Here is a 24,182-nt window from a genome sequence, read left to right on the forward strand (position 1 = left end):
CTCGGGAAGCCGACCGTGTGGTTTGCCTTAGCCAGCCGGGACGGTTCCGCGCGCTGGGTTACCACTATCAAAGTTTCCCCCAACTTTCCGACGGCGAGGTCATCGCTGCGATGGACGAGGCTGCCCATTCGCGAAAGGCTGGCCGGCACGGAAATCAGAAGGTCACGCACAAACAGCGAGGCTTGCGATGATCGTCGAGGATCAGCAAGGCGGTTCGGTGGTCGCCGATGCCGTGTTCGACAGGCCCGCCGATCGCGAGCGGATCGAGAAGGCTGCACGTGACAGGGGTGTCGTTTTTGCCGGATTTTGGCTGACAGCGGATCCGCTCGTTCTTTGGCAGCGGGTCAGCGAGCGCAAGGGCGGTCCTTCCGACGCCACGTCGACATCCTCTCGCGGCAATTGCAGCGAAATGCCGTTTCCACCTGGCGCAAGGTCGACGCCGATCGAAGACCTGCCGACATCGCCGCCGAGTTGGCGCGTTTCGCGGGAAATCGTGCTTCTGCGCCGGACGATTTCCTCGATACTGCGTCCTGACGCAGGCGCTGAATGCCGAGGTTCTCCACAATGCAGCCGTTCCGGAATTGTTGATGCCTGGCATCGTTGGTAAAAGAGCTTTAGCTGGATCGCCCCGCCAAGATCTCACAAGCAGCAATCGGATTGAAATGCTCAATCAGCCGCCAACGCTTTCGACTTCAGTCGCCGCTGCTCTTAGACAAAAGGCACCAAGGCTGATCGAGTTGAATGGCGATCCCGGCAGCATCACGATCGCGTCCTACAATGTCCATAAATGTGTTGGCACTGATGGCCTCTTCGATCCGCTACGTGTCGCGAAAGTTGTCCGGGAGATCGACGCCGACATCATTGCCTTGCAGGAGGTCGATGAGCGCACCGGCAAGAGGCAAGGTCTGCTCGACCTTGAAGCGCTTCGACAGGAAACGGACCTCGTCGCTGCGCACACGCCGGACAACCTTCGAAGCCATGGGTGGCACGGCAATATGATACTTGCGCGCAAGGGGATCGTTCAGGCCGTCAGCCAGGTGAGGCTGCCAGGTCTGGAGCCACGTGGCGCTTTGATCGCCGATCTGGAAATCGGTGGTGTGGTGTTGCGGATAATTGCAGCACATTTTGGCTTGCTTCGCCGTTCGCGCACCAAACAGGCGGGCGCGCTGCTCGAGGCTACGCATCCGGTCCTGCGGCCGACCATCCTGCTAGGCGATCTCAACGAATGGCGCGTGCGCAACAGATCCTCGCTGCTGGCGCTGTTGCCGCATTTCGGTCCGATCCATGTTGTGTTGCCGAGCTTTCCGTCACGGTTTCCGTTGCTTGCGCTCGATCGAATTCTCGCCAAACCACCTACTTTGATTTCCAGGATCGAGGTGCATCAGACGCCATTGTCCCGAATCGCGTCCGACCATCTGCCGATCAAGGCGCGATTGAACCTGAACGGCATCAGGCACCTGCATGTGCAACCGGATTTCTCCCTGTCTGACAAAACCGACATCAGGCCGGGCGATCAGGTATGAGGCGGAGCAACTGACTGCCTACGGCTCTCTCCTCGTCAGCGGGGATCACGAGAACGTCCACGCCGGAACCATCGAGGCTGATGGTTTCCTCACCGCGTCGGTTCCGCTCACGGTCGATGCCGACGCCAAGCCAACCGGCCGCGGCGCCGATCTTTTCCCTGACCAACGGCGCGTTTTCGCCAATGCCGGCTGTAAACACCAGCGTATCCAGGCCTCCAAGCGCCGCGGCCAGCGACCCGATCTCGCGCCCAATCCTGTAGACGAAGAGATCGACAGCCTCGGCGGCGAAAGGATCCTGCGAGCCCATCAAAGTCCGCATGTCCCCTGATATTCCCGACACGCCGAGCAGGCCGGATTGCTCATAGAGAAGCGAGGCCAGTTCGTCGCTCGACAGCTTCCTGTCCTGCAGGAGGTGGAGGACGATGCCCGGATCGAGCGCGCCGCAACGGGTGCTCATGACGAGGCCATCAAGCGTCGAAAATCCCATCGTCGTGGCGACGCTTGTCCCGGCGTTCATGGCGCACAGGCTGGCACCGCTGCCGAGATGGGCGACGATTGCCCGGCCGCCGGCGCCCGCGCCGTAGCGGTCGCGCAGCTTCGAAGCGAGGTGGTTGTAGGACAGCCCATGAAAACCATAGGAAACGATGCCGGCCTCGCTCATCGCGCGCGGAAGCCCATAGAGCTTGGCGAGTCCGGGCCGTGCCGAATGAAACGCGGTATCGAAGCAGCCGATCTGCATCGCCTGCGGCAAGAGGCTGGCAGCCAGTCCGACAATCTCGAGATTGATCTTCTGATGGACCGGAGCCAGCGGTTCGAGCAGGCGGAGTGCTTCGAGCGTGCGCCCATCGAGCAGCGTTGCCTCGACGAAGTCGCGGCCACCGTGCACGATCCGGTGCCCTACCCTGCCGATCCGGCGCAGCAGGCCCTGGTCGGTAAGCAGGGAGGCAATGGCCGCGAACGCCTCGCCGATATCGATCGGTCTGTCGCCCAGGCTCCTGTCGATCTCCGGGCTGCCGCCCGCAATCTTGGCCCGCAGCCGCGAATGCTCCCTGAGCGAAGAAACGCTGCCGCGCAGCAGCGGCGGAAGCTCGTCGCGCTCCTCGAAGACGGCGAACTTCAGGCTCGATGAACCGCCATTCAGGACGAAAATAGCGTCTGTCATTAGACCATCCGATGTGATGTCACCGCAATCCGCTAAAAGACTGAGATCGACTCAGTCCGGGCGCGCCGGCGCTGCATCGACGTCCTGCCCCCATTTCCAGCCAAGGATCTCCGGCATGTCCTGCCCATGCGTGCGGATATAGGCCTGATGTTCGAGCAGTTTGCCGTCCATCGCCTGCTTCAGGCCAACCTGCGCCCCCCTGAGTTCCGGAATCCGGTCGAGAACGCCTTGCACCAGATGGAACCGGTCGAGGCCGTTCAGCACCGTCATGTCGAACGGCGTCGTCGTCGTGCCCTCCTCGTTGTAGCCGCGTACGTGGATGTTGTCGTGGTTGGTGCGCCGGTAGGTCAGGCGATGGATGGTCCAAGGGTAGCCATGATAAGCGAAGATGACCGGCTTTCCGGTGGTGAACAGCGCATCGAAATCGCGATCCGACAGGCCGTGCGGGTGATGCTCCTTGGGCTGCAGGGTCATCAGGTCGACGACGTTGACCACTCTGATCCTGAGTTCCGGAAGATGATGCCTGAGGATCTGCACGGCGGCGAGCGTTTCAAGCGTCGGAACATCGCCGGCGCAAGCCATCACGACGTCCGGCTCCACCCCGCCGTCCGTCGACGCCCAGTCCCAGATGCCGACACCCGCCTTGCAGTGAACGATCGCCTTGTCCATCGACAGCCACTGCCATGATGGCGGCTTGCCGGCCACGATGACGTTGATGCGGTTCCATGTCTTCAGCACATGGTCGGTCACGCACAGCAAGGTGTTGGCATCCGGCGGCAGGTAGACGCGCACTATGTCGGCTTTCTTGTTGAGGGCGACGTCGATGAAGCCCGGATCCTGATGGCTGAAGCCATTGTGTTCCTGATGCCAGACATGGCTCGACAACAAATAGTTCAGCGACGCCACCTCCCGCCGCCAAGGGATTTCGCGGCACGCATCCAACCATTTCGCATGCTGGTTGAACATCGAGTCGACGATATGGATGAACGCCTCGTAGCAGGCGAACAGGCCGTGCCGCCCGGTCAGCAGGTAACCTTCGAGCCAGCCCTGGCAGGTGTGCTCGGAGAGGATCTCCAGAACCCTGCCTTCACGGCCGAGATGGACATCCTCGGGCAGAATCTTTTCCATCCAGGCGCGCTCGGTGGCCTCGAATACGTCCTGAAGCCTGTTCGAGGCAGTCTCGTCGGGGCCGACGATGCGGAAGTTCTTCGTCGCCTGGTTCAGCTTCATCACGTCGCGCAGGAATTTGCCCATGACCCGGGTTGACTCGGCCTTGACCGCGCCGGGCCGCTCGACCGCCACGGCATGATCCTGCAATCCGGGCAGATCGAGGGATCTGCGCAGCATGCCGCCGTTGGCATGCGGATTGGCGCTCATGCGCCGCACGGCTTGCGGCGTGGTCGCGCGGATCGACGCGACCGGGGTGCCGTCGGCGTCGAACAGTTCCTCGGGCCGATAGCTTTTCAGCCATGCCTCGAGCTGCTTGAGATGCTCGGGGTTTTTCGCGAGACCCGACAAGGGGACCTGATGCGCGCGCCAGAAGCCTTCGGTCTTCAGCCCGTCGACCTCTTTCGGCCCGGTCCAGCCCTTGGGGCTTCGCAGGACGATCATCGGCCACTTCGGTCGCTCCGCCGGCGCCGCAGGACTATCGCGCGCGGCGTTCTGGATCGCTCGGATGCGGTCTAGCGCGTCGTCAAGCACGGTCGCCATCCGTTCATGCATCAGGGCTGGATCGTGGCCCTCGACGAACAGTGGCTCGTAGCCATAGCCAATGAACAGCGCGCGCAATTCGTCTTCGGGGATGCGGGCCAGGATCGTCGGATTGGCGATCTTGTAGCCGTTCAGATGCAGGATCGGCAGCACCGCCCCGTCGCGCTCCGGGTTGAGGAACTTGTTGGAATGCCATGCGGTGGCGAGCGGTCCCGTTTCCGCCTCTCCGTCGCCGACGACGCAGGCGATGACAAGGTCCGGATTGTCGAAGGCGGCGCCATAGGCATGGGAAAGCGCGTAGCCCAGCTCGCCGCCCTCGTTGATCGAGCCCGGGACGTCAGGCGCGGCGTGGCTCGGAATCCCACCCGGAAACGAGAACTGCCGAAACAGCTTGCGCATTCCCTGCCCGTCCAGCGATATGTCCGGATTGAGCTCGCTGTAGGTACCTTCGAGATAGGCGTTGGCGACCATCGCCGGGCCACCGTGGCCGGGGCCGCAGACATAGATCATATCAATGTCCCGCAGCCGGATCGCGCGGTTGAGATGCGCGTAGATGAAGCTCAGGCCCGGCGATGTTCCCCAGTGGCCAAGCAGGCGAGGCTTGACGTGATCGAGCCGCAAAGGCTCGCGAAGCAGCGGATTGTCGAGCAGGTAGATCTGGCCGATCGTCAGATAGTTGGCGGCGCGCCAGTAGGCGTCGATGTCGCGCAGTTCATCTTCGGACAGCCGGCTGCCAGAGATTATCTTGTGCTCGGTCATCGCTGGCTCCCGTTGCCGTATTTTTTGAATACCGCCGGATCGCGACATGCGCCTGTGTCCATCGAACCGCGGCGAATGGACATCAACGCACTTGCACGGCGTTCGGTTCAGCATTCGTAGCGACAATGGACAGGGTGAGCCTTGATCCACCGCAAACGGGTTGTCATTGGATGGATAGGGGCGTCATCCGCCTGCGTAGCATCGAAAATCGTCAAGCACGGCGCGCTTCACACCAAGAAGACCTTGTTGCGGATGATTGGTTTCCTTCAGACGTGTTTTCGCAAACCCGAATGCAGAGCATCCGCGCTTCGGTTTGTCGGTTCGGTCAGTTCGCTGGTCGCCTGGTGACGCCGTGGCAGGAAAGAGCTGGGATATTACCCCTGTCCTGCGACCACCCGCTCAAGCCGTTCGAGGATGCGCGGCCAGCCGCTTCCCATGCCGGTGTAGCCACGTTCGTCCACGGGACGGAACCCGGACTGCTCCATCCGCACCCGCGTGGCCGCACCTTCGGGCGTTAGCGACCAGGTCACTACGGTCTTCAGCCCGGTGTCGGATTCCGTACCGTCGCCCCAGCTGTAGGCGAGCAGGCGCGGCGCTTCGACTTTCAGCACCACGCAGTTCGTCACACCAGACCAGCCCGGCACCGGTGTCGCGTGGAGGCTGAAGCGATGGCCTTCAACAGGCGCGAAGTCGTTCTCCATCAGCCATTCGGTGACCAGACGGGGCGTGGTCAGCGCGCGCCATACCTTGTCGGTCGCATGCGGAATTAGACGTTCGACGACGATTGATTTGGTTTCAGTCATGGTTGATTCCTCAGGGAATTGGTCTATCGCCAGGGTCCTGATCCAGCTTGTCCACCAAAAGCTCTGGGACCGCGAGATTGGCGCGCTGTCCATGCAAGACAAATAACCCGCTGGCTATGAACCATATATAACCGTTGAGTTATGGGATTGTCAAGCAGGGATTTGCCGCCTTGTCCAAGCGGCGGTGCGCTGTTCCGCTTTCGCTGCAATCGACCCGATGCTAGGGCTGTCCACGGAATGATGAATGGATTGTCGCTTTGCCCCAAGACTTTCGCCCGCCCCTGATCGAACTCTGCGTCGAGGGCATCGACGGGCTTTTGGCTGCGCAAACCGCCGGCGCCGACCGGATCGAATTGTGCGCCAGCCTGGTCGAGGGCGGCATAACGCCGAGCGTCGGCACGGTGCGCGCTGCGCTCGAACTCGCCACCGTTCCGTTCCACGTCATCGCGCGGCCGCGCGGCGGCGATTTTCTCTACAGCGAGACCGAGTATCACTCGATGGTCGCCGATGTGAGCGCGCTCCGTGATCTCGGCGTGGCCGGTGTCGTCGTCGGCTGCCTGAACGCGGACGGCACCATCGACGAAAAGCGCATGAGCGAATTGGTGCAGGTGGCGGGCGGCTTGAACGTCACCTGCCACCGCGCTTTCGATATGACGCGCGACCCGGCCGAGGCGCTTGAGGCGCTGATCCGCTGCAAGGTCGGTCGCGTGCTGACCAGCGGCCAGCGCGACACGGCACTGGAAGGCGCGGACCTGCTGGCGAATCTGGTCCGCCAGGCTGGGGACCGCATCATCGTCCTCGGCTGCGGCGGGCTTGCCCCCGAGAATATCGCCGAGGTGTTGGCAAAGACCGGGCTTACGGAAATGCATTTCGCCGCCCTCAAGGATGTGCCGAGCGGCATGCGCTATCGCAATCCTCATGTCGGCATGGGCGGCACGGGCCTCGACCGCGAGTACCGGACCACCGTCACCGACGAGGCACAGGTGGCGGCGACAATCGCGGCGGTCAGGGCATGAACACACTCTTGCCGATCAGCCGGGTTTCGCCGCAGGACGAACCTGCAATCCTCGCGCTCAACAACACCCATGCGGCCGAATTGTCATGGCTTGAACCCGAGCGGCTGTCCTTCCTGCTTGGCGAGGCGTTTTATGCGCGTTGCATCGGCGCGCTCGAAGCGTTCATCATGACCTTCGACCAGGATGCCCACTACGACAGCCCGAACTTCCTCTGGTTCCGCGAGCGCTACCAGCGTTTCGTCTATGTCGACCGGGTCGTCGTAGCGGGGGAGGCGCGAGGCCGCGGCCATGCCCGCCGGCTCTATCAGGATCTGTTCGACCATACGTCGCGCGCCGGACAGACCATCATCACCTGTGAGGTGAACACCGACCCGCCCAATCCGGCCTCGGATGCCTTCCATGCCGCGCTCGGCTTCGCAGAGGTCGGCGACGCTGTGATCCACGGCAAGAAAGCGGTGCGCTACTATATCAGGCAGCTCGCGGGCTGAGCCGGAAGGCAAGTCTTGCCGCTCGACAGGTCGGGCAAGGTAACGATCGCAAACTCAACGAAAAAGGGCCGCGAAGGCCCTTTTACATTCATAGTACCGCGGCCGGTTAAGCGTTAGCTGCAGCCACTGCGCGCCTAGCCATCACCGTGATCAGATTGGCTCGGTAGTCGGCCGAGGCGTGGATGTCGCTCATCAAATTCTTCGCCGGCACTTTCACGCCGTCGAGCGCGTCAGGCGCGAAATTCTTGGCAATCGCTGCCTCTATCTCCTTCGAGCGGAAGACGCCGTCGTCGCCGGCGCCGGTGACAGCAACACGGACGCCGTCCTTGCCCTTGGCCACGAACACGCCGACGATGGCATAGCGCGATGCCGGATTGCGGAACTTTTCATAAGCCGCCTTGGCCGGTGCGGTGAAGGTTACCGCAGTGATGATCTCGCCGTCCTTCAACGCCGTTTCGAACAGGCCTTTGAAGAACTTGTCGGCGGTGATCTCACGCTTGTTGGTGACGATGGTCGCCCCCAGCGCCAGCAAGGCCGCCGGATAGTCGGCCGCCGGGTCATTGTTGGCGATCGAGCCGCCGATCGTTCCCTTGTAGCGGACAGCCGGATCGCCAATGTGCGAGGCCATGCGAGCGAGCGCCGGACAAGCTTTCCTGAGCTTCTCGTCATTGGCGACGTCGTAATGCGCGGTGGCGGCGCCGATGGTGACGGTCTTGCCTGACACCTTGATGCCCTGCAATTCCTTGATGTGCGACACGTCGACGAGATCGGAAGGCGCCGCAAGCCGCGTCTTCATGGCGGGGATCAGCGTCATGCCGCCAGACAAGAGCTTCGCATCGCCGCTCTTGAGCAGCTTGGCGGCATCGGCGACCGAGGCGGCGCGATGGTAGTTGACTGAGTACATGGGTCACTCCCCTAAAGCGAATGGTGAAGTGGTGAATGGTGAGTAGTTGTCGTCTTCCTATTCACTATTCACTCCTTTTTCAGTGTTTCGTCGCCCGGATCGCTGCCCAGACCGTGGACGGTGATGCCGGCATGGCAATATCGTTGATGCCGATCGCGTCGGTGATGGCGTTGATCACCGCCGGCGGCGAACCGATGGCGCCGGCCTCGCCGCAGCCCTTGATACCGAGCGGATTGCCTGGGCAAGGCGTGTTCGAGGTCGAGACCTTGAACGACGGCAGATCGTCGGCGCGCGGCATGGTGTAGTCCATGTAGCTTGCCGTCAGAAGCTGGCCGCTGGCATCGTAATAGGCGCCTTCCAGCAACGCCTGGCCGACGCCTTGGGCGATACCGCCATGCACCTGGCCTTCGACGATCATCGGATTGATGATATTGCCGAAATCGTCAGCGGCCACGAACTGGACGATCTCGGTCATGCCGGTTTCCGGATCGATCTCGACCTCGCAGATGTAGCAGCCTGCCGGGAAGGTGAAGTTCGACGGATCGTAGAATGACGTCTCCTTCAGGCCTGGCTCCATACCGCCCGGTAGGTTGTGAGCGGTGTAGGCGGCAAGCGCCATTTGGAACCACGGCACGCTCTTGTCGGTGCCGGTGACCTTCAGCGCGCCGTTTTCGATGACGATGTCGCCCTCGTCGGCTTCGAGAAGGTGGGCGGCGATCTTCTTGGCCTTGGCCTCGACCTTGTCGAGCGCCTTGGCGACGGCCGACATGCCGACGGCGCCCGAGCGCGAACCATAGGTGCCCATGCCCATCTGCACTTTGTCGGTGTCGCCATGGACTATCGAGACGCTGTCGATCGGCACGCCGAAGCGCTGGTTGACCAGCTGCGCGAAGGTCGTCTCATGGCCTTGGCCATGGCTGTGCGAACCGGTCAGCACCTCGATCGTGCCAACGGCGTTGACACGCACCTCGGCCGATTCCCACAGGCCCACACCGGCGCCGAGCGAGCCAACCGCGGCCGACGGCGCCAGGCCGCAGGCCTCGATGTAGCAGCTCATGCCGATGCCGCGCAGCTTGCCTTTCTTGGCGGCCGCCGCCTTGCGCACGGAAAAGCCGGCATAGTCCGAAACCTTCATCGCCGCATCGAGCGAAGCGGCATAGTTGCCGGCGTCGTAATTCATGATGACCGGTGTCTGATGCGGGAACGAGGAGATAAAGTTCGTTCGGCGAAGCTCCGCCGGCGACACGCCCAACTCACGGGCTGCGGTCTCCATGGTGCGTTCTACCAGATAGGTGGCTTCCGGCCGCCCTGCCCCGCGATAAGCATCGACCGGCGCGGTGTTGGTATAGACGGCACGCACATTGGCGTGGATAGCCGGAATGTTGTACTGGCCCGACAACAGCGTCGCATAGAGATAGGTCGGCACGCAGGACGAGAACAGCGACATGTAGGCGCCGAGATTGGCGATGGTGTCGACCTTCAGGCCGGTGATCCTGTTGTTTTTGTCGAAGGCCATCTCCACCGTGGAGACATGGTCACGGCCATGGGCGTCGGAGAGAAAACTCTCCGTGCGATCGGCCACCCATTTGACCGGCACGCCGGTTTTCTTCGAGGCCCACAGGCAGACGATTTCTTCCGGATAGATGTAGATTTTCGAACCAAAGCCGCCGCCGACATCCGGCGCTATGACGCGCAGCTTGTTTTCCGGGGCGACATTGTAGAAGGCGCTCATCACCAGCCGCGCCAGATGCGGGTTCTGCGAGGTGGTCCAGCAGGTGTAGTGATCCTCGGCCCTGTCGTAGTAGCCAAGCGCCGCACGCGGCTCAATGGCGTTGGGCACCAGCCGGTTGTTGACGATCTTCATGCGGGTGACGTGGGCGGAAGCCTTGATCGCGGCGTCGGTCGCCTGGCTGTCGCCGAGCTCCCAATCGAAGATCAGATTGTTTTCGGCTTCCGGGTGGATCTGCGGCGCGCCCTTTTCAAGCGCCTTCGACGCGTCAACGACGGCCTTCAGTTCCTTGTAGGTGACCTCGACCGCCTCGGCCGCGTCGCGCGCCTGGCCCTTGGTTTCCGCGACCACGATGGCCACCGCGTCGCCGACATAGCGGACCTTGTCGAAGGCCAGCGGCGACCACGCGCCCATCTTCATCGGCGTCCCGTCCTTGGAATGGATCATCCAGCCGCAGATGAGATTGCCGATGCCGTCCGCCTTGAGCTCCTTGCCGGTCAGGACGCCAATGACGCCCGGCATCGCCTGCGCTTGTCTGACGTCGATCTTCTTGATCTGCGCATGCGCGTGCGGGCTGCGCACGAAGGCCGCATGCTTCATCCCGGGAACCACCATGTCATCGACATAACGGCCAGCGCCGGTGATGAACCTCCTGTCTTCCTTGCGCGCTACGCGAGCGCCAATCCCTTCAATGCCCATCGCAGAAATTCCTCCCGAATTTTCATGAAGCGAATAGCGAATAGCAACAAAGAGAGTTGGTGCCTCTGCGAACGCGAGCCAGGTTTCTAACCCTATTCGCTACTCACCACTCCCTATTCGCTGCCTAAGCAGCCTTCTTCACCTTGCCCTTCGATCCCTTGGACATCGTCTTTGATGCAGCGAGGATTGCTTTCACGATGTTGTGGTAGCCGGTGCAGCGGCAGATATTGCCCTCCAACTCGGCGCGCACCGTGGCCTCGTCGAGGCCTTCGGGATGGCGGGCAATCATGTCGATCGCCGTCATGATCATGCCTGGCGTGCAGAAACCGCATTGCAGTCCGTGATGTTCCTTGAACGCCGCCTGCACCGGGTGCAGGTCAGCGCCGTTTGCCAGGCCTTCGATCGTCACGATGCTCGACCCGGAGGCCTGCACCGCTAGCATCGTACACGACTTCACCGCCTTGCCGTCGACATGCACGATGCAAGCGCCGCACTGCGAGGTGTCGCAGCCGACATGCGTCCCAGTGAGGCCGAGATTCTCCCGCAAGAAATGAACCAGGAGCGTCCGGTCCTCGGCGGCGCCGCTGATCCGCTTTCCATTCACCGTCAACGCTATGTCCGACATGAAACCTCCCCTGGGTACTACCTTGGTCGTCTGACTGCCGGCGCTACCTGGGCGCTCCGGCTTTCCATCATGTTATATGGAAAAGTGTCTCTGAATCCCGAAGTTTCAAGAATGCAGTTCGCTCGAAATCCGCATATTGTACTTTCGGTCACGTAAAGTTCCCTAATGCCAACGCCACAAAAGCAATAGGAACCTCAAGTCTCCACGCCGGCGCCGGTCTGCCCATTGCCAAAGCGCCGTATGAAGACAACAATGCTCCCTCGACGCCGGCGCGCCTGACGCGCACAAAAGAGCGTCGGAGGAAATGCAGGAGGAAGCCGCTGGCCAGTTCACGGACGCGCTACGCATGCGGCCTGTCGGCGCTCACCACGGATGAGCCCGACGCCAACGCCTTCGCCCAGGCGATCGCGGCCGAAGCCGCAGCCATCGATGCCGGCTTCGCCCTGCTCTTCTTCTCCCAAAGCCTCGTCGATGCGGCAGCCCTGTCGGACGCGCTGAAGATCAACGCGCCGGCGCTTGCCTATGCCGGCTGCTCGACCGCTGGCGAAATCACTCCGCGAGGTCTGGAGGAAGGCCAGGTCCTCGCCTTGCTGTTTCCGTCAGCATCGTTTTCAGTCGCCAGCACCATGGTCGACAATCTCTCTTCGTCGGGCATGGACAGAATCACCGGCGAGGTCGAGGCGCTGCGGCGCTCGCTGCGTGGCCGCGTCGGGCACGAACGGGCCAACACCACATTCGCGCTCTGCTTTATCGATGGGCTGTCCTATGCCGAGGAAGCGGTGACCTCGGCCATCCATTGGGGGCTCGACGACATTCCATTGATCGGTGGTTCGGCGGGCGATGACCTGAAATTCGAGACGACGCGGCTGATCTCGAACGGCAAGGTTGCCTCCGACAGCGCCATCATCGTGCTGATCACCACGGAAATTCCTTTCCACGTGTTCAAGACCGACAATTTCGTCCCCACCGAAGAGAAGCTAGTGGTGACCGCGTCCGACCCCGATCACCGCATCGTGCGCGAATTCAACGCTGTCAATGCCGCAGACGAATATGCCGCCTCGGTTGGTGTCATCCCGCAGATGCTGACGCCACTGAGTTTCGCCTCGCACCCTGTGGTGGTGAAGGTGGGCGGCGAATTTTACTGCCGTTCCATCCAGAAGATGCATGCAGACGGCTCGCTGTCGTTCTTCTGCGCCATCGACGATGGCGTCGTTCTCTCCATCGCCCAGCCGAAGAACATGGTCGAATCGACACGTGCCGCCCTCAGGGACGTCGAGGAAAGGCTGGGCGGCATCGACATGATCCTCGGTTTCGACTGCGTGCTGCGCAGGCTCGACGCGCGCAACCGGCAGGTCTTTCGAGAAATTTCGGAACTCTACAAGGTCAACAACGTCATTGGCTTCGGTACCTATGGCGAACAGTACCGGTCGATGCACCTGAACCAGACTTTCACCGGCATCGCCTTCGGCGAGCGACAGGCAGCGGAATAGGGCGTTCTCATGCCGCTCAGGGACATTAACGACCTGGAGAAGCTAAAGAAGATCAACGCGGCCCTTGTCAGCCGCGTCGAGCGCTCGATGGACCAGCAGGGCAACGCGTTCTCGCTGTTCCAGACTGCGATTTCGCTGGAAAACCGTGTGCGCACGCGCACCGAGGAACTGCATGCGACCTTGCGCCGGCTCGAGCAGTCGAACATCGACCTGAGCGCGGCCAAGGAAAACGCCGAGTTGGCGAACCTGTCCAAGACCAGGTTCCTGGCAGCGGCCAGCCACGACGTGCTGCAGCCGCTGAATGCCGCGCATCTCTCCGTTTCGGCGCTGGCCGAGGTGCAGACCAGCGAAGAAGGCAAGAAACTGGTCCGGCAGGTCGAGCGGTCGCTGGAGACGATGGAGGACCTGCTCCGCACGCTGCTCGACATTTCCAAGCTCGACGCCGGCGTTGTGGAGCCCGACATTGGCGACGTCAGCCTGGAAATGCTGTTTTCGTCGCTGCGTTCGGATTTCCAACCTGTAGCCGAAATGAAAGGCTTGCTGCTGAAGTTCCGGCCGGTCAACGCCGTCGTGCGTTCGGACCGCACGCTGCTGCGCCGCATCCTGCAGAACATCCTTTCCAACGCGCTGCGCTATACCCGCTCCGGCGGCGTACTCATTGGCACGAGACATCGCGGCGATACGATCCGTATCGATGTCGCCGATACCGGCTGCGGCATCCCGGACGACCAGCGCGAGGCGGTGTTCGAGGAGTTCCACCGCGGCAGCATGGCCTTGGCCGATGCCGGGCTTGCCGGCGGGCTGGGATTGGGCCTGGCGATTGTGCGTCGCATGGCGGCCGCGCTCGGCCATCCCGTGACGTTTTCATCAAGGGTCGGGCGCGGCACGATTTTCCACATCGACGTTCCGGTCGGGATTGGTGCTCCGGCCGACTTCATCGCCAGTGCCGCCGACATGGAGCGGCCGCGCGGCTACGGTCTGTTCGGCACAAAGGTGCTGCTGGTCGAGAATGATATCGACGTGCTGCAGGCAATGACATCCCTGCTCGAGCGCTGGCAATGCCTGGTGCGCGCCGCAACCTCGACCAACGAGGCGCTCGACATGCTTGGTGACACAGACTGGGTGCCGGACATTGTCATTGCCGATCAGCATCTCGATGGCGGCGACCTCGGCACCACCACCATCGCCGAGGTCCGCGATTATCTCGGCCGCGCCGTACCGGCGCTGATCGTCACCGCCGACGGTTCCGAGACCGTTGCGAAAGCAGCCCGCACGGCCGGCATCGAACTGATGCGCAAGCCGCTGAAGCCGGCGCAACTGCGCGCGCTGCTGGCGCATCTGTTGGCTTAGACTAGAGCATGCTCAAGCAGGAAGATAGAGTGGCGGAACGATTCAACTTTAAGGCCGCCACTCTAGAACGCCAAAGCCGGTTGCTGACCTCGACCAGATTCTCGTCAGGGTCCTTGAAATAGACCGAAAGGATGGCGCCGACGGCTCCGGAACGCTCGCCCGGCCCGGCGACAATCTCAATACTTTCCGCCGAGAGCTGCCTCACTACCTCATCGATCGGTGTAACGGTGAGCAGGCAGAAATTGCCGCTGCCGGGCACCGTGTCGCGTGCGATGTCGGGCGAGGCACGCGCATCCTGAAGGCTGATCTTGTTGGTGCCGAAATGAAGCGACCATTTGCCGGGCCGCTCCTGTCGCGGTTCCATGCCAAGTACCCGTTCGTAAAAGCGGCAGGTGCGCTCGACGTCCGCGACGGCAAGCACGATATGGTCCAGCGCTGTGACCTTCATGGGCACGTCCCGTTGCGAGAACGCCTCTCCGCAGCCGGTGCGCTAAAACCCAGTCTGATCCCGAAACAGCTCGGCATTGTCGAGCTTTGAAACCTCGATGACGGCTTGTGTCCGGCTGTAGACATTGAGCTTGCGCAGGATTTCGGAGACGTGCGCCTTGACCGTGGTCTCTCCGACCTGAAGTTCATAAGCGATCTGCTTGTTGAGCAGGCCCTGGCGCAGCATCTGCAGCACCCGCAATTGCTGCGGCGTCAGCTTGGCCAGGCGCTGCACCAGGTCGGCGCGGTCGGTGCTGTCGGCGTCCTTCGGCTGCCCCTCATAGGTTTCTGGCACATAGATCGCGCCGTCCATCACCGAGCGGATGGCGGCGGCCAGATCACTCTTGCGCGCCGATTTCGGTATGAAGCCAGCCGCGCCATAGGACAGCGCCTCGGAAATGATCTTCGGCTCTTCATACCCCGAAACGATGACCACCGGCAGGCGCGGATACCGGGTTCTGAGCTGCAACAGCCCGTCGAAGCCATGCACGTCCGGCATGCTGAGATCGAGCAGCGCGAGATCGAACGGCTTTGCATCCGCCAGAAGATCAAGCGCCTCGGTGATCGAGCGCGCCTCGACCGTATCGACTTCCGGATAGGCCATCTGCACGGCGCTGTGCAGCGCCTCGCGAAACAGCGGATGGTCGTCGATGATCAGAAACCGGGCGCTATCGTTGACTGCGGTCATGGCGTTCGTTTCAATTCAGGAAGGGATAGAATAGTCTAGTGACCATGGCCAGATTATTGCCAAATAGTACATCGTCATCTTTGGCCGATCCCTATCTTTGGCCGATCCCTCGGGGCCACCGCTTTCTGAACCACAACGCCTTGCCCGACCGTCCAAATCGGCCGAAAGTGCCGTCCAGCAAAACCAAGCCGAGACAGTGCATGACCGCCTTCGTCCTCCCCTCGCCCGCAACCTCGTCGGTAGCTGTCGCAGGCTCGGCGGAACGTTTTGCGGTGCGGCGCATCTTTTGCGTCGGCCGCAACTACGCTGCCCATGCCCGCGAGCTCGGCAATGACGAGCGTGATCCGCCCTTCTTCTTCACCAAGCCGGCTGACACGGTGGTCGATTCCGGCACCACCATCCCCTACCCGCCATTGACCGGGAATTTGCACCACGAGATCGAACTGGTCGCCGCGATCGGCAAGGCAGGCTTCCGCATTGCCCGCGCCCAGGCGCTGGATCACGTCTGGGGCTACGGCGTCGGCATCGATCTCACCCGCCGCGATCTGCAGGATGAAGCGAAGAAGGCGGCGCGGCCATGGGATTGGTCGAAGGCGTTCGACCGCTCCGCCCCTTGCAGCCCGTTGGTTCCTGCACGCACATCCGGGCATCCGCAAAGCGGCCGCATCTGGCTCGCCGTCAATGGCGAGGTGAGACAGAACGGCGATCTCGCCGAACTGATCTGGCCGGTCGCCGACATCGTGTCGATCTGCAGCGAGGCGGTGGAACTGAAGCCCGGCGACCTGATCTTTACCGGCACGCCAGCCGGCGTCGGCGCGGTCAGGCCGGGAGAGACAATCACCGGCGGCATCGACGGCGTCGGAACGATCGAAGTGACCGTCGGCCAACCGATGTCGTGATCTCATGAGCGACATCGTCCTTCACAACTACTACCGCTCCTCGACCTCGTACCGGGTGCGGATCGCGTTGGAGATGAAGGGCCTGACCTACGACTACGTGCCGCATCATCTACGCCATGGCGAGCATCTCGAGCCGGCCTACCTGGCGGTCAATCCACAGGGACTGGTACCGGCGCTGATCTGGAGCGACGGCACGCTGTTGACGCAATCGCTGGCGATCATCGAATTTCTCGACGAGACCAGACCCGAACCGCCGCTGCTGCCGAAGGACGCGCTTGGCCGGGCACGCGTCAGGATGCTGGCGCAGATGATCGCCTGCGACATCCACCCGGTGAACAATCTGCGTGTGCTGACCTCGCTTCGCACTCTGTTCGGTGCCGGCGACGAGGATGTCGTCAACTGGTTCCGACATTGGGTGAACGAAGGTTTCCAGCCGCTTGAAAAGATTCTGGCTTCCTCTCCCGAAACAGGCAAATTCTGCCATGGCGACACGCCCGGGCTGGCCGACATCTGCCTGGCCGCTCAGGTCACCAACAATGCCCGTTTCGGTGTCGACATGACGCCCTATCCGGTGATTGAGCGCATCCACGCCGCCTGCATGGCGCTGCCCGCCTTCGAAAAGGCAGCGCCCGAGAACCAGATCGATGCCGAATAGCAGCGCACGATCAAAAGCATGAGGAAGTGCCAATGAAAGCCGTCGTCTTCGAAAAATTCGGCGAGGCACCGGCGATCCAGACCGTCCCCGATCCGAAGCCGGCGCCGGAAGGCGTCGTCATCAAGGTCGAAGCGACCGGCCTGTGCCGCAGCGACTGGCATGGCTGGATGGGACACGACGACGGTATCCGCCTGCCGCACGTGCCGGGCCACGAACTTGCCGGCGTGGTGGTGGCCGCCGGCAAGCGGGTGACCCGCTGGAAGGCCGGCGAGCGCGTCACCGTGCCGTTCGCCGTCGGCTGCGGCCGCTGCTTCGAATGCACCTCGGGCAACCACCAGGTCTGCGAGCACCAGTCCCAGCCCGGCTTCAACGCCTGGGGCTCGTTCGCCGAATATGTCGCCATCGACTATGCCGACACCAACCTGGTCCGCTTGCCCGATGAAATGGAATTCGCCACCGCCGCCAGCCTCGGCTGCCGCTTTGTCACCTCGTTCCGCGCCATCGTCGACCAGGGCCGGGTGACGCCTGGCGAATGGGTGGCCGTACATGGCTGCGGCGGCGTCGGCCTGTCAGCGATCATGATCGCCAGCGCCATGGGCGCCAATGTCATCGCCATCGACCTGACCGACGAGAAGCTCGAGTTCGCCAGCAAGATCGGCGCGGTGGCGACCATCAACGCCGCGAAGACGCCGAATGTGGTCAAGGCGGTCAAGCAGATCAGCAATGGCGGCGCGCATATGTCGATGGATGCGCTCGGTCATCCGACGACCTCGTTCAACTCGATTGCGAACCTGCGCCGGCGCGGCCGCCATGTGCAGGTCGGCTTGATGCTCGGCGAGCACGCCAGGCCGCAGATACCGATGGACAAGGTAATCGCCTTCGAACTCGAAATCCTCGGCAGCCACGGCATGCAGGCTTACCGCTACCAGGCGATGATGGAGATGATCCGCACCGGCAAGCTGAAGCCCGAACTCCTGGTCGGCAAGAAGATCAGCCTCGAAGAGGCGCCGGCTGCGCTGATGGCGATGGGCGGCTTCGAAGGCATCGGTATCGGGGTGGTGACCAAGTTCTAGCTACCGACCGCTCCGCCACGTGACCTACCAGAACGCATGGCCAGCGCCTATCTCGCAAATCGCTTCGCGCCGACGACGCAGAGCACGACGGCAACCGTGACGGCGACCATGACCGGACTGACCTGCTCGTGCAGCAGCGTCGCCGCCAGCGCGAGGCCGAAGAAAGGTTGGAGAAGCTGCAACTGTCCAACGGCGGCGATGCCGCCTTGCGCCAGGCCGCGATACCAGAACACAAAACCAATCAGCATGCTGAACAGCGAGACATAGGCCAGACCGAGCCACGCCGCCCTGCCGATACCTTCAAGCGACGGCGGTAAGGTGATGAGCGTCAGCGCCAGCGTGATCGGCAGCGACAGCACGAGCGCCCAGCAGATCACTTGCCAGCCACCGAGCTTGCGGGACAGCTTGGCGCCTTCGGCGTAACCCAATCCGCACACGACAATTGCCGCCAGCATCAGCGTGTCGCCGAGCGGCGAAGCCGACACGCCTTGCGTCAACGCGAACCCGGCAACCAGCGCGCTGCCAAGGCACGAAAACAGCCAGAACGCCGGCCTTGGACGATCACCGCCGCGAAGGACACCGAAGATCGCGGTCGCCAGCGGCAACAGGCCGATGAAAATGATCGAGTGCGCCGAGGTGATGTGCTTGAGCGCCAGCGCAGTCAGCAGCGGAAAGCCAACCACGACGCCGAGCGCCACGATGGCCAGCGAGAACAGATCTCGACGCTCCGGACGCTTCTGGCGAAAGACAAGCAGAAGCGCGAGGCCGAGAATACCTGCACTGGCGGCGCGGGCGACGGTTACGAACGCCGGATCGAAATCCATCACCGCCACTCGCGTTGCCGGAAGCGAGCCGCTGAAAATCAGGACGCCTATGAATCCGTTGATCCAGCCGCCCGCCGTCTTGTCCATCCACATGCTCCGATTGGTTCGCCTCTATCGGGCCAGGCGCATGGTGTCGCCAGAGACAATGAGGTACAATTTGACAAAACTGTCATGGCAGGACGAACGGTACAGATGGACGAACAGCCAGCAAGAAGCGAGGGGAGCGGGACGCTTGTCGAACGCGTCATGGCAACGGTCAGGCACAGAATCGCAGCGCGTACCCTGACACCCGGAGCACGACTGCCTTCGATCCGGGCTTTCGCGAAGACCATGCAGGTTTCCAAATCCACCGTGGTCGAAGCCTATGAGCGCCTTGCGGCGGAAGGCGCGATCCGCTCCCGGCCTGGCTCGGGCTTCTACGCTGCTGGACCACTGGCTCCCTTGTCGCTGGCCGAGATCGGCCCCAGACTCGACCGTGCTGTCGACCCGCTCTGGGTTTCGCGGCTCTCGCTGGAGGCAGGCGACGACATCCTGAAACCCGGCTGCGGCTGGCTGCCCGCATCATGGATGCCGGAGGCTGCCCTACGTCGGGCGCTGCGCACAGTGGCGCGGGCCGATGATGTGACGCTTGTCGATTACGGCACGCCACTCGGATTACCGCCGCTGCGTCATCTGCTCGCGCGGCGCATGGCCGAGCACGGCATCGAGGCATCTCCCGAACAGATCATGCTGACGGAATCGGGCACGCAGGCCATCGATCTTCTATGCCGCTTCCTGCTCGAACCCGGTGACTCGGTGCTAGTGGATGATCCCTGCTACTTCAACTTCCACGCTCTGTTGCGCGCCCATAGGGCCAAGGTGATCGGCATTCCTTACACCCCGTCGGGACCGGATATCGAGCTGTTCGCGCAGGCACTGATCGAGCACCGGCCGCGCCTCTACATTACCAATTCCGCGCTTCACAATCCGACGGGTGCGATCTTGTCGCCGGTCGTCGCGCATCGATTGCTCAAGCTCGCCGACCAGTCGGACCTGACGATCATCGAGGACGATATCTTTGCCGACTTCGAACATACGCCCGCGCCCAGGCTGGCGGCGTTCGACGGTCTCAGCCGGGTTATCCATATCGGCAGCTTCTCCAAGACACTTTCGGCATCGGTGCGCTGCGGCTTCATCGCGGCTCCCCGCGATTGGATGGAAGGACTGACCGACCTGAAGATCGCCACATCCTTTGGCAGCGGGCGGCTCGCATCCGAACTGGTGCTGACGCTGCTGAAGGACGGCAGCTACCGCAAGCACATGGATTTGCTGCGGGCGCGGCTTTCACGTGCCATGCACGATACATGCACCCGCCTGAGAGCGATCGGCATCGCACCATGGATAGATCAGCCGGCCGGCATGTTCGTCTGGTGCAGCCTGCCTGACGGGATGGATGCATCCGATATTGCCCGCCGTGCCTTGTCGGCCAACATTGTGCTGGCGCCCGGCAATGCGTTCAGCCTGTCTCGAACGGCCAGCCGTTTCCTGCGCTTCAACGTCGCGCAATCGGCGGACGAGAGAATTTTCAAGACGCTGGAAGAGGCGATGTCGCATTGATTCATGCAGTGGCAAAACTGCCGGCCTGTCGTCCCGCTTTCAGACCCCCGCCCGCTTGCGGCGCTCGTAAAGCATGACAAGTGTCTCGGCCGTCAATGCCGGCTTCTGCTCGCCTTCGATCTCGACGGTGTTGGCGGCCTTCATCAGATATTGGCCCGGGCCCCTGTCCTCCATGGACAGCAGCGTGGTGCGCAGCCTGATTCGGGCGCCGACCCGGACTGGCGCCAGGAACCGCACCTTGTCGAAGCCATAGTTGAAGGCAGCCTGGGTGTTTTCGGGCACGATGCCCATGCCAAGCGCCAGCGCGCCGATGATCGACAACGTCAAATAGCCATGCGCGATCGTGGTGCGGAACGGGCTTTGCCGCTTTGCCCGTTCGGGATCGACGTGAATCCACTGATGATCGCCCGTGCATTCGGCGAACTGGTCGATACGGCGTTGGTCGACCGTCGTCCATTCCGACACGCCAAGCTCCTGCCCGGCCATCATCCTCAGCTGCTCGAAGGTCGGCGGCGTCCTGGGCCGTGTTTCCGTCATTCCTATTTTCCCGATCGCTTTGCCTGTCTCCGGACCACGAACGGGCCGCCTCTGTCAATTCGCCCATGCGTGATTCTGGCCCGCCGGGCGACGGTTTGCTGCGACGGGTTGCGGCCCATCCACACCCATTGCTGCGCAGGAGCTGGAGTAATCGTGACAGATCGAAGTCAGCGAGGCGGAGTGAACCGGCGACGAATGAGCCGTTACTTCTTCTCGTAGCCGCTGCGGATTTCTTCCATCGCTTCCTTGATGCGGTCGCGCAGGATTTCGACGGATTCGGTGCCGGACTTCTTCGCCAGCTCGGCCACTTCGCCGGCGTTCTTCAATGCGGTCTCGAAGGATTTTCTGGCGAACTCGGCCTGCTTTGTCATCAATTCCTGCGGATTGCCCGGTGTTCTGTAGCTCTGCGCCATGTCGGAGATTTCGCGCAGCGCGTCCTGCAGCATCTCGCGCTGCCTAGACAGCAGCGAGGACGCTCCGGCAGCACTCGCCTTGGCCGATTTCTCCAGCGCCTCGAGGTTCTTGCGGTGATGGCTGAGGATCGCCTCGACGTTCGGCACCTTCAGGTCGCGGCCGAACCTGCTGAACATATCAAGGAACGAATCGGAATCCGGTTGTTTTGCCATGGTCGTTTGCTCCCCTGTTGCTACAAATGCTGCACCACCCCGCGAGAGAATAGCACTAGAGAGCCCTGTGTCCATTCGGACGCTCAATGGCATCCGCGTCTGGACCAGCCGCGACTCGGGGACCGCCTCAATTGGCGAGGAACAGCCGCTCCGCCGTATAGAGCACGACACCGGCAAGGCCGCCGATGATCATGCCGTTAAAGCGGATATATTGCAGGTTCTTCGCGGATCTTCTCGCGCATGGCCGCCAGCGCCTCCTCACCCTCGAACCGGCCGATCACTTTGGTGAACTCGTCGAACATTTTCTGGTGTCGGCGATCGTCGGCCACGGCTGACAGGCAATTCGGCCGCCAGCGGCACCTGCTCGATCTCCTCCAACACACGGTTGGTGACGAAACCGGGCAGGCCGGATTGGTCGATGGCGCCAGCGTCTGTAGCACCGGACGGATGACGAAGCGCGACAGTTCGGCCGCGCGTCAGTCGCTAGAGGGTCTTCGGATTTCAATTCGTCCGATCGGTTGGCGCTTGCTTTTCGGGGCTGAAGCCGGACAACTGCCTGACGACGATCGCATAGAAGAGGAGAGATGACGCCGATCCGGCCCATCTGCCCCTTGTCAATTGCAAAATTCCAAGGCCGCCAAAGACGAGCGCAATAAATGGATTCTTGAGAATTCGCAGCGCGCCGAACGCGTTCCAGAAGTTTTCGGTGGCGGGACCCAATCCATGGCCTCGCGTCGCCTGATAGGCGGCCAGACCCAACAGGCCGATTACGGCTGCTATGTCTCCCTCCAACGCGGGGGTCCCGTCGTCCGCCATGCTGCCGCTCGGAGGCGGCGGCTCTTGGCGAGGCGGCGGCGAAGATGTCTCCTGCAGGTCGAAGACTTCGCCGTGGGCCGCAATTTTGCGAATCGAGGGCAAATCCGTCTTGTGCTCGATGATAAAGCTTCCGGTCATCGGGTTCGCCCTCAAACCGGCAATCTCCGGATAATTCGAGAGCTTGTCGATTGCCGAGCGGAAATAGGACACGTCGCCGCGGAAATCGGAAACTCTCACCCGAAGGCGGCCCGACATGGTGTGTTCGACTGTTGCTTTGGGAAGCATGACTCGCCTGCTCGTTGGAACCCTGTTTGCGCCCCGATGCCAGCTGGTCTTTTCGCCGCACTCCTTTGTATTGCCTTCAGCCTCGCATATCGAGGAGTCTTGCACCAGAGTACTCTGCTCACAGATTATCCAGGAATCTCGGTATGCCGGCAGATTCGTCTTCTCCCCTTTCAGTCCCCGAACAATTCACTGACGCGAGCGCCGGGGACGACCAAATCGCCATTCGGCGCCAGCGTCGCAACCGCGCCTTCGCTAACGGTCTCCTTGGCTCAATGGCAGCAATCGTAGTAACCACGCATTGGGTAGATAATCCGGGCTTCGCGACATTGCTGCTGCGGTCAGGCGCCGAGGCTGGCGTGGTCGGGGGGCTGGCCGACTGGTTTGCCGTCACGGCGCTGTTTCGCCACCCTTTGGGTGTCCCGATTCCGCATACCGCTATCATCCCGAGTAGCAGGGATCGCATTGCCAGAACGCTCGGGCGCTTCATCGAGCGGCATTTCCTCACGGCGGACGTTGTCCTTGCCAAGTTGCGCAGTGTTGGTGTCGGACACCGCTTCGCCACCTGGATTGCTCTTCCTTCCAGTGCCGATGCGATCGCCGATACGATCGTGGACGCACTTCCATACCTGATCCGATCTGCGGGAAGCCCTGACCTGCTGAACTTCGCCCATCGCACGCTTGGCGAACAACTTCGGCAAGCAGACTTTACGCCTGTCCTTGGCCGCGTCCTTCATGCGTTGACGGTCAGCGGAGAAGCCGACGTCGTATTCGACCGCGCCATCCAAGTTGCCGAAAAATTACTCCAGGAGAACAGCGGCCAGATCGAAAAACTTGTGCAGGAACGCAGTCGCTGGTGGATTCCGAAGACCATAGACCGTCGGATAGCTGCTGCGCTTATTTCAGGTGTGATCGAAGTATTGCACAAGCTGCAGGAGCCTGAAGGTGACGCGCGGCTGAAATTCCGGGAAGCAATTTTGGACCTTATCCACACCCTGCAAACGTCTCCCGAGCAGCGGGAGCAGATAAACGCAGCCAAAAACCGTTTGCTCGAGCATCCTGGAATTCAGGCATGGCTCGGTTCAATCTGGACCGACCTGTCGGAGCTTGCTCTACAGGATTTGCAAACGCCTTCGTCGAAGACGCGCGCGAGCCTTCAGCGTGGGCTTTCACTGTTCGGACAGGCGCTTGCAACCGATGAGGCAATGCAGAAACACCTCGACTCTGCGCTGGAACGCTTGGCGCTCTATATCGTCACGTGGCGCGGCGAGATCAGCTCCTTCTTCAGCGACGTCGTCAGGAACTGGGACACGAAAGCTCTATCGGATCGCCTCGAGTTGGTGGTCGGGAGCGATCTTCAATACATCCGCATGAATGGAACCATCGTAGGCGCGCTCGTCGGATGCCTCCTCTACCTCGGAACATGGGCAATTTCCTGAGAG

General features: G+C 62.0%; 22 protein-coding genes and 2 pseudogenes. 11 read left to right on the forward strand and 13 right to left on the reverse strand.

From position 1 onward, the window contains the following. Together EN859_RS39245 and EN859_RS14610 are read left to right on the forward strand one after the other, a co-directional pair. Window positions 1-191: pseudogene (locus EN859_RS39245) on the forward strand (phosphoribosyltransferase); the annotation flags it as partial. A gap of 396 nt (window positions 192-587) precedes the next feature. Next, window positions 588-1,523 carry an endonuclease/exonuclease/phosphatase family protein gene (locus EN859_RS14610; RefSeq protein WP_245525577.1) on the forward strand — a complete coding sequence of 312 codons (936 nt, stop codon included), beginning with the start codon at window positions 588-590 and terminating at the stop codon, window positions 1,521-1,523. Here the strand turns inward: EN859_RS14610 and EN859_RS14615 are convergent. The 3 genes from EN859_RS14615 to EN859_RS14625 all read right to left on the reverse strand — a co-directional run bounded on the left by EN859_RS14615 (window position 1,501) and on the right by EN859_RS14625 (window position 5,957). Then, the gene (locus tag EN859_RS14615; protein WP_127853604.1) at window positions 1,501-2,685 is read right to left on the reverse strand and encodes an acetate/propionate family kinase; all 1,185 of its coding nucleotides are present in this window, start codon (window positions 2,683-2,685) and stop codon (window positions 1,501-1,503) included. The two genes, EN859_RS14610 and EN859_RS14615, sit on opposite strands and share 23 nt — an antisense overlap. Before the next feature lie 51 nt (window positions 2,686-2,736). Further along, the gene (locus EN859_RS14620) at window positions 2,737-5,154 is read right to left on the reverse strand and encodes a phosphoketolase family protein (protein ID WP_127853605.1); all 2,418 of its coding nucleotides are present in this window, start codon (window positions 5,152-5,154) and stop codon (window positions 2,737-2,739) included. A gap of 374 nt (window positions 5,155-5,528) precedes the next feature. Then, window positions 5,529-5,957, reverse strand: coding sequence for an SRPBCC domain-containing protein (locus EN859_RS14625; RefSeq protein WP_127853606.1), 429 nt, complete (start codon window positions 5,955-5,957; stop codon window positions 5,529-5,531). A 257-nt stretch (window positions 5,958-6,214) separates the two neighbouring features. On the opposite strand from EN859_RS14625, the gene EN859_RS14630 reads away from it, so the two are divergent. Together EN859_RS14630 and EN859_RS14635 are read left to right on the forward strand one after the other, a co-directional pair. After that, complete coding sequence (locus EN859_RS14630; RefSeq protein WP_189501968.1) at window positions 6,215-6,973, forward strand: copper homeostasis protein CutC; 759 nt, start codon at window positions 6,215-6,217, stop codon at window positions 6,971-6,973. Continuing rightward, window positions 6,970-7,461 carry a GNAT family N-acetyltransferase gene (locus EN859_RS14635; RefSeq protein ID WP_127853608.1) on the forward strand — a complete coding sequence of 164 codons (492 nt, stop codon included), beginning with the start codon at window positions 6,970-6,972 and terminating at the stop codon, window positions 7,459-7,461. The genes EN859_RS14630 and EN859_RS14635 overlap by 4 nt, the downstream gene beginning before the upstream one ends. Before the next feature lie 106 nt (window positions 7,462-7,567). Here EN859_RS14635 and EN859_RS14640 read toward each other — a convergent pair whose 3' ends face one another. The 3 genes from EN859_RS14640 to EN859_RS14650 all read right to left on the reverse strand — a co-directional run bounded on the left by EN859_RS14640 (window position 7,568) and on the right by EN859_RS14650 (window position 11,418). Further along, window positions 7,568-8,365, reverse strand: coding sequence for a xanthine dehydrogenase family protein subunit M (locus tag EN859_RS14640; protein WP_127853609.1), 798 nt, complete (start codon window positions 8,363-8,365; stop codon window positions 7,568-7,570). A gap of 79 nt (window positions 8,366-8,444) precedes the next feature. Next, window positions 8,445-10,793 (reverse strand): xanthine dehydrogenase family protein molybdopterin-binding subunit, encoded by a 2,349-nt coding sequence (locus EN859_RS14645; RefSeq protein ID WP_127853610.1) that lies wholly within the window; start codon window positions 10,791-10,793, stop codon window positions 8,445-8,447. 124 nt (window positions 10,794-10,917) lie between these two features. After that, window positions 10,918-11,418, reverse strand: a complete 501-nt coding sequence (locus EN859_RS14650) for a (2Fe-2S)-binding protein (RefSeq protein ID WP_127853611.1) — start codon at window positions 11,416-11,418, stop codon at window positions 10,918-10,920. Between the two features lie 494 nt (window positions 11,419-11,912). Here EN859_RS14650 and EN859_RS14655 point away from each other — a divergent pair, with 494 nt between their 5' ends. Together EN859_RS14655 and EN859_RS14660 are read left to right on the forward strand one after the other, a co-directional pair. Continuing rightward, window positions 11,913-12,908 (forward strand): FIST N-terminal domain-containing protein, encoded by a 996-nt coding sequence (locus EN859_RS14655; RefSeq protein WP_348632923.1) that lies wholly within the window; start codon window positions 11,913-11,915, stop codon window positions 12,906-12,908. 9 nt (window positions 12,909-12,917) lie between these two features. Further along, window positions 12,918-14,258 (forward strand): hybrid sensor histidine kinase/response regulator, encoded by a 1,341-nt coding sequence (locus EN859_RS14660; RefSeq protein WP_127853613.1) that lies wholly within the window; start codon window positions 12,918-12,920, stop codon window positions 14,256-14,258. A gap of 1 nt (window position 14,259) precedes the next feature. Here EN859_RS14660 and EN859_RS14665 read toward each other — a convergent pair whose 3' ends face one another. Further along, complete coding sequence (locus EN859_RS14665; RefSeq protein WP_245525578.1) at window positions 14,260-14,706, reverse strand: VOC family protein; 447 nt, start codon at window positions 14,704-14,706, stop codon at window positions 14,260-14,262. A gap of 42 nt (window positions 14,707-14,748) precedes the next feature. Beyond that, window positions 14,749-15,432: a response regulator transcription factor gene (locus EN859_RS14670; protein WP_127853614.1), complete on the reverse strand. Its 684-nt coding sequence runs from the start codon at window positions 15,430-15,432 to the stop codon at window positions 14,749-14,751. 200 nt (window positions 15,433-15,632) lie between these two features. On the opposite strand from EN859_RS14670, the gene EN859_RS14675 reads away from it, so the two are divergent. The 3 genes from EN859_RS14675 to EN859_RS14685 are packed head-to-tail and all read left to right on the forward strand — an operon-like array spanning window position 15,633 to window position 18,059. Continuing rightward, entirely contained in the window at window positions 15,633-16,331 is a 699-nt protein-coding gene (locus EN859_RS14675) for a fumarylacetoacetate hydrolase family protein (protein ID WP_127853615.1), read from the forward strand. Window positions 16,332-16,335: 4 nt separating this feature from the next. Continuing rightward, the gene (gene maiA / locus EN859_RS14680) at window positions 16,336-16,986 is read left to right on the forward strand and encodes a maleylacetoacetate isomerase (RefSeq protein ID WP_127853616.1); all 651 of its coding nucleotides are present in this window, start codon (window positions 16,336-16,338) and stop codon (window positions 16,984-16,986) included. A gap of 32 nt (window positions 16,987-17,018) precedes the next feature. Further along, window positions 17,019-18,059, forward strand: a complete 1,041-nt coding sequence (locus tag EN859_RS14685) for a zinc-dependent alcohol dehydrogenase family protein (protein ID WP_127853617.1) — start codon at window positions 17,019-17,021, stop codon at window positions 18,057-18,059. Between the two features lie 47 nt (window positions 18,060-18,106). On the opposite strand, the gene EN859_RS14690 is transcribed toward EN859_RS14685, so the two are convergent. Next, on the reverse strand, window positions 18,107-18,970 hold the full coding sequence (locus EN859_RS14690) for a DMT family transporter (RefSeq protein ID WP_127853618.1): 864 nt from the start codon (window positions 18,968-18,970) through the stop codon (window positions 18,107-18,109). Between the two features lie 105 nt (window positions 18,971-19,075). Between EN859_RS14690 and EN859_RS14695 the strand changes: the two genes are divergently transcribed. Next, the gene (locus EN859_RS14695) at window positions 19,076-20,479 is read left to right on the forward strand and encodes a PLP-dependent aminotransferase family protein (RefSeq protein WP_127853619.1); all 1,404 of its coding nucleotides are present in this window, start codon (window positions 19,076-19,078) and stop codon (window positions 20,477-20,479) included. A gap of 39 nt (window positions 20,480-20,518) precedes the next feature. On the opposite strand, the gene EN859_RS14700 is transcribed toward EN859_RS14695, so the two are convergent. The 4 genes and pseudogenes from EN859_RS14700 to EN859_RS14715 form a co-directional block, all read right to left on the reverse strand. Next, complete coding sequence (locus tag EN859_RS14700) at window positions 20,519-21,016, reverse strand: MaoC family dehydratase (protein ID WP_127853620.1); 498 nt, start codon at window positions 21,014-21,016, stop codon at window positions 20,519-20,521. Between the two features lie 203 nt (window positions 21,017-21,219). Continuing rightward, window positions 21,220-21,642, reverse strand: coding sequence for a phasin family protein (locus EN859_RS14705; RefSeq protein WP_127853621.1), 423 nt, complete (start codon window positions 21,640-21,642; stop codon window positions 21,220-21,222). Between the two features lie 200 nt (window positions 21,643-21,842). Continuing rightward, window positions 21,843-22,118, reverse strand: a pseudogene (locus EN859_RS14710) (DUF445 domain-containing protein); the annotation flags it as partial. 25 nt (window positions 22,119-22,143) lie between these two features. Then, a complete protein-coding gene (locus EN859_RS14715) occupies window positions 22,144-22,743 on the reverse strand; it encodes a hypothetical protein (protein WP_127853622.1) in 600 nt (199 codons plus the stop codon). A 143-nt stretch (window positions 22,744-22,886) separates the two neighbouring features. Here EN859_RS14715 and EN859_RS14720 point away from each other — a divergent pair, with 143 nt between their 5' ends. After that, on the forward strand, window positions 22,887-24,179 hold the full coding sequence (locus EN859_RS14720; protein ID WP_127853623.1) for a DUF445 domain-containing protein: 1,293 nt from the start codon (window positions 22,887-22,889) through the stop codon (window positions 24,177-24,179). Window positions 24,180-24,182 lie beyond the last annotated feature (3 nt).

It is taken from the genome of Mesorhizobium sp. M00.F.Ca.ET.216.01.1.1 (assembly GCF_004010325.2).
Lineage (GTDB): Bacteria > Pseudomonadota > Alphaproteobacteria > Rhizobiales > Rhizobiaceae > Mesorhizobium.